The sequence below is a fragment of the Photobacterium sp. OFAV2-7 genome (assembly GCF_022347985.1).
GTDB lineage: Bacteria > Pseudomonadota > Gammaproteobacteria > Enterobacterales > Vibrionaceae > Photobacterium.
In genome coordinates this window covers 1-5,236 of sequence record NZ_JAKRFQ010000328.1, presented here as the reverse complement: position 1 = coordinate 5,236, position 5,236 = coordinate 1, and the positions used below count along the sequence as shown (strand labels likewise).

At 45.5% G+C, this 5,236-nt stretch carries 6 protein-coding genes; all 6 read right to left on the bottom strand.

Going from position 1 to position 5,236, the window contains the following annotated elements:
- The coding region (locus MHN01_RS15910; RefSeq protein WP_239412246.1) for a hypothetical protein at positions 1 to 490 on the bottom strand (490 nt) is incomplete at its 3' end.
- Positions 487 to 816 (bottom strand): hypothetical protein, encoded by a 330-nt coding sequence (locus MHN01_RS15905; protein ID WP_239412245.1) that lies wholly within the window; start codon positions 814 to 816, stop codon positions 487 to 489. The genes MHN01_RS15910 and MHN01_RS15905, both read right to left, overlap by 4 nt.
- Before the next feature lie 61 nt (positions 817 to 877).
- Positions 878 to 1,714, bottom strand: coding sequence for a DUF4198 domain-containing protein (locus MHN01_RS15900; RefSeq protein WP_239412244.1), 837 nt, complete (start codon positions 1,712 to 1,714; stop codon positions 878 to 880).
- Positions 1,715 to 1,781: 67 nt separating this feature from the next.
- A complete protein-coding gene (locus MHN01_RS15895; RefSeq protein ID WP_239412243.1) occupies positions 1,782 to 2,306 on the bottom strand; it encodes a DUF2271 domain-containing protein in 525 nt (174 codons plus the stop codon).
- A gap of 32 nt (positions 2,307 to 2,338) precedes the next feature.
- Complete coding sequence (locus MHN01_RS15890) at positions 2,339 to 2,968, bottom strand: PepSY-associated TM helix domain-containing protein (protein WP_239412242.1); 630 nt, start codon at positions 2,966 to 2,968, stop codon at positions 2,339 to 2,341.
- Positions 2,969 to 3,123: 155 nt separating this feature from the next.
- Complete coding sequence (locus MHN01_RS15885) at positions 3,124 to 4,833, bottom strand: S8 family peptidase (RefSeq protein ID WP_239412241.1); 1,710 nt, start codon at positions 4,831 to 4,833, stop codon at positions 3,124 to 3,126.
- Between the last annotated feature and the right edge of the window lie 403 nt (positions 4,834 to 5,236).

Genomic DNA, 5,236 nt, shown 5'->3' with positions numbered 1-5,236 from the left:
CTTTAATCGAAACAGAGCGTGCTGTTTCGCCAAAATCCAACCAAACATCAGGCAATGCCTGCAAAGAATAAAGAACAACAGAAGCCGAGCCTTGCTGTTGCTGACGAATACCCAGGTAGGCACCGGAGTCGTTATTCAGCCACCGATGCTGGCCTTTGTGCTGCCAGCTCTTGTCCTTTACAAATGGTGCCAGCCACAGCTCTTCTAACTCGCTGATGGATGGCCAGCTATCAACACCATCAAGTTCAAGGCTATCCTGGCGAATATTGCGTATTTCTTCGTGAGCCAGGCGCAAATCGGCTATCATCGCCAACTCCTGAGGCTCAAGCTCTTGAATTGATATTTGATGAGAGGCCAGCGCTAGTTGCTCAGTTGATGTCTGATGGTATGGAAGCAAGATTGTTGCTATCAGAAGTATGACTGAAATCGACAATGCAACCCACTTCCCTTCACGGCCGCCATCATCGGCACTGACTGATTCGCAGATCATTTTTCTGAAATCTCGACAACATCTACCTCAACCGGATTTTCATGCCCCGCATCAAAAACCAGATAGAAGTCAGAACCAGGCAGCTCAAACTCTGCAATCGACCGCTTGTCTGTTGATACCTTGGCAATCAGGTTGTCATCGTAGTCGAACATATCGACGTTATAATCAACCGCTGAGCTACCGTCGCTGTATCCTGCTTGGCAAACCACCTTGTCAGTTTCAAGCCAACAGCTCATGAGAGGAAAATGCGCGTGTGCCGACACGGAAAAGAGACCAGATAGAGAGAAAGCAAGCAAACTAGCACGCTTTTTCGTAATTAATTTCATTATTAATCTCAACAGCTTAAATAAGAAAGGAATGAATAGCCTGCATTCACAGGCTATTAAATTACTGAAGAACCGCTTCAAATGTCAGGTGCACATTGACGCTCGAAATATCGGCCAGCGGGTTATCAGTCAGCTCACCTTTGTAGTTCGCTTTCATCAACCAGCGACCTGCCGTGTCAGGAGTAAACGTCACCATCCCCTGCTTGTCACTGACGACATCAATTTGCTCCTGATGGTTGCGGTACAGCGTCCCTTCACGAGTGATCTCGGCAGTTACACCCTGCTGTGGCTCGCCGTTATAGAAGAACTGAAACGCCACTTCTTCGCCCTCAACGATATCTGATGGGTGCGTTACCGGCACAAGTTCCAGATATTTTCCTTCCAGCTCAAATGCTTTAGTTGTCGGCTTGCCGACAGTCACATAGGTTTCTGCACGTGTATAACTAACTTGAGTGATGACATCACGGGCTTTCTCCGGCAGAACTTGGGCACGCTCGGCCTTATGAGCCTTCATCCACTTAACCGTGTCACGTCGGCCCGCCTTATACTTCGTGTAGTATGATGGAACGTTATTGACGCGTACTTTATGGGTCCCTTCTTCTTCAAAATAGAAATCAAAGATTGAACGTCGTTTACCCTTAGTGACATAAGAAGGGTACTGAATTCGACCATCCGGCATAATAATTTGACCAGTCTCACTACCTGCAGGTTTATCGAAAACAAAGGTCCCATGTGACGCTGTCACATCAAAGGTCAACCAATCACCGCCCTCTTTTGATACGGTAAAGTGAGACGGCACTATCCAACGCGGGTGGGCATTGGCTGTTGCCGTAACGGCCATGCCGGCAACAACAGCACACGCTACAGAGAGCGCTTTAATTTTATTACTCTTGATCATTTTTGATGCTCTTAACTAACGAGAAACTAAACAAATGGAAAATCGAAATCATTTATCGGGCAGATAACTAATCGTTGACGCTGTAGTTCAAAGTGATAGTGCCTGTCTCTTCGGTCGGTGCTAGCTGATACGTAAAACCTGATTCACCGAGCTGGATTTTCTGGCGAATATAATTTCGACCGCCGTGCTCACGAACCACTTCGGTATAGAAGGTATATGTCCCCTGCTCTATCCGGTTACCGGCATCATCCAATCCATCCCAAATGAATCTATACTCACCCGCAGGACGAGTTGCCGAAGTCACGGCATCAACTAATTCACGATCATAACGGCCGACCTTTCGCCACCAACTGCGAAGATCCTTAAGCCACTCATCTTTACCTACCCACAGTTGAACTGTTCGGACAGGTTTTCGCTGCTGATCTTCAATCCACACCGCCACATATGGCCGGGCATACATCGAAGTATTTATTACTGGCAATTCAAATTGAATATCCATCGAAGCACTATCAGGAATAGGTTTCGCGTGGGCAGAGAAAGCCAGCGGCAGCGCAACAGAAAGCGCTATAAGCGGCTTGGAAATAAGGGTCATGGGAAGTCCTTTTAATACATAGCTGCTTTTCACTAAGGAACAGCCAAAAAGAAAACCAACAAAGAGACTATTGAGCCAAGTGCCGTCCATTTGAGCGATGTTGCCAAGGTCTTTTTCTTTGGCAACAACAGGCAAACACCCGTTAACGCAAAGAGCACCATCAACAAAGCAGTAATATCAATAAACCACTTCCACACTTCGCCGCTGTTACGCCCTTTATGGAGATCATTAAAAACAGCAACAACGCCATAATGTGATTTTTCGACCACCGCTTCTTTGGTTGTTAAATCAATAAAGACAGTGGCATTAAAGCCCGGTCCTTTGTAATCAAGTGATATCTCACCCTCTAATAACTCACCATTATCAACGTCGGTAAACACCTCCATTGCTGAAGGCGTACCCGACATATCAGCGTGCTGTTGCAAGTAGGTAAGTAACCTCCGCTCGCTTGGCACAAAAGGGGCTTTCCCTGACTGTAATAACGAATCAGGTAGCAACAAGGTGAGTTCTTCGACTGTAGGTTGGCTCTTCACAAATAACTCAGGACGATTTAGCGTGATACCCGTTACCGAGAAGAACAGCACGACAAGCAACAAAGCCATCGAAATGTAGATATGCAGGCGACGCGCCCAAAGCTGAACCGCTTTATTCTTTAGCAGCATGATAGAAAACAACTAACAGTCATAAAATGTTATGCCGCTTAATTTAATTGATAATTGTTTTCATTGGCATTCAATTTACATTGTTTACGTATATACCCCAAAAAAGCGGGTAAGGTCTCCCTTACCCGCTATAAGCCATTAAAACCAGAATGAAATTACTGCTGCTTTTCCTGCAAGTGTTGTAGCAACTGGTAGGCATCAACAACACCGCCGGTAGCCGACAGCTCCGAGAATGGCACCATCACTTCAGGTGTTGCCGGATTTTGTACCATATGTCCTTCATAGGTTCTTACCGTTTCTAGAATGGCTTTCTTCAACTGACGACCTTTCAGATCCGGGAAGTAAGTCAGCGCAAGCGCTGCAACGCCTGATACGACCGGTGAGGCCATGCTGGTTCCGCTAAAGGCCTGATAATTGTTACCTGGTATGGTAGACATGATCTTATAGCCAGGGGCAAATACATCGACACTGTCTTTACCAAAGTTGGTAAAGCTCGTCGCCAGCCTCTGATCTTTGTAATTACCCGATGCGCCGATATCTAACCAGGTGCCAATCCGGTGTCCCGGATAGTAGAGAAGGAAACGGTTCGGATAGCTCGGTTTGATATCGTTATCGGTGTGGCTGTTCCCCGCAGAGTGCACCAATAATACACCGCGGCGTGACGCGTATCGGAAGGCTTCATCCACCACATCCTTGTAAGGCGAATACGCCTTACCGAAGCTCATATTGATGATTTTTGCGCCATTATCGACAGCGTAACGTACCGCATTGGCAACATCCTTATCACGTTCATCGCCATTTGCTACAACCCGCAGAGCCATGATCTTCACGTTGTTTGCCACTCCGCGAACACCCAACTGGTTGTAGCGATCAGCCGCTATGATCCCAGCCACATGCGTACCGTGTGACGCATCGGGACCAATAACATCATTATTGCCGTATCGGTACTGCCATGGGTTATAGGGCTGATCTTTGACTATCTCGACACGAGGGTCATAATCCAGGTTGTAGTGATAATCAACCGCTGAACTGTAGCGCTCCAACATGGAATCCATATATTCGAATGAACGCCATGTAGACAGTGTCTGTACCAGATACTCTGCAGCTTTCATCACTTCAGGATCATCACTGCTTATCTGCTCAATGGCCGCCAATGAGAAATCCGTCTGTCCATGCTTATTCTGCAGTACAGCTTTACTTGCCTGAGCCTCATCATACATCGCCTTGAAAGCCTGATACTTGCTATTTGCGGCTTCAGAGTCAGCTAAGTATTCCTTCTCGACACCTGCAAAATACGCTTTTTCCTCAGGCGTTAACCAGACACCGTAATCTTTATAGGCCAGGTAACGTTTGTACTCTCGGGTCACAGCAAGCGTATCGTAGGCAACATGAGAGCCATCCCGCCCGCCTATGAAATTCCACCCATAGACATCATCAACATAACCGTTAAAGTCATCGTCAAAACCATTGTTTGGGATCTCACGTGGATTTTCCCAAATTTTTCCCTGAAGATCCTCATGGTGAACATCAACACCCGAGTCAATCACGGCCACAACAACCGGAGTGTTACTCGGCGTTAGTGAAATCGTGTCATACACACGATCTACGCTTGAACCTTCAATACCATTCATTTCAGGATCTAAGTTAAACCAGTCACCATCGAGTTGGCCAGCAGCATCACTGAGGCTTCTCTTCGAACGAGTGCGCTGCTCTGTTATGACAGGCTCAATGATTGTCCCTTTAACCGTGGTTAATTCTTCAAATGGAACAGGCGGGACATTGTCATTCGCTGCTAGAACAGGAAAAGAAATTGCAGCCATTACAGCTGCAGAAATAGCCGAACGATAAAACTGTCTTGCTTTCATTATATTTTCCTTCATATAACATTTGCGTAGTTAAGTTGTTGTTCTTATTTGCAATTTAAAACGAGACAGACATTAACATTGTTAATACCAATGCATGACAGATACGTATCACACTTAGTTATAACCAATTTACTCGTATTACGGCTCTGGAGGTGTGAAATAGGAAAGGTAATCTATTAAGGAAAACAATCAATTATAGAAAGCTATCAGAGAAAGAATAAGTCATCATCAGCTCATTTATTCCACTTGCGCACTACATCACGATTTTGCAGGCAGAAAGACCCGATTTGTACCTGAATCGATATATAACTGTTTGATTATTTACATACGCAAAAAAAGTAATAACACAATCAATTATTGGAACCATGCTCACAACAATAATCAATCTATATTATTGATAAAT

Bases quoted from the DNA above. Each gene is read 5' to 3' on its own strand.
- MHN01_RS15890 (WP_239412242.1), bottom strand. From the start codon at position 2,968: ATGCTGCTAAAGAATAAAGCGGTTCAGCTTTGGGCGCGTCGCCTGCAT.
- MHN01_RS15885 (WP_239412241.1), bottom strand. From the start codon at position 4,833: ATGAAAGCAAGACAGTTTTATCGTTCGGCTATTTCTGCAGCTGTAATG.
- MHN01_RS15895 (WP_239412243.1), bottom strand. From the start codon at position 2,306: ATGACCCTTATTTCCAAGCCGCTTATAGCGCTTTCTGTTGCGCTGCCG.
- MHN01_RS15900 (WP_239412244.1), bottom strand. From the start codon at position 1,714: ATGATCAAGAGTAATAAAATTAAAGCGCTCTCTGTAGCGTGTGCTGTT.
- MHN01_RS15905 (WP_239412245.1), bottom strand. From the start codon at position 816: ATGAAATTAATTACGAAAAAGCGTGCTAGTTTGCTTGCTTTCTCTCTA.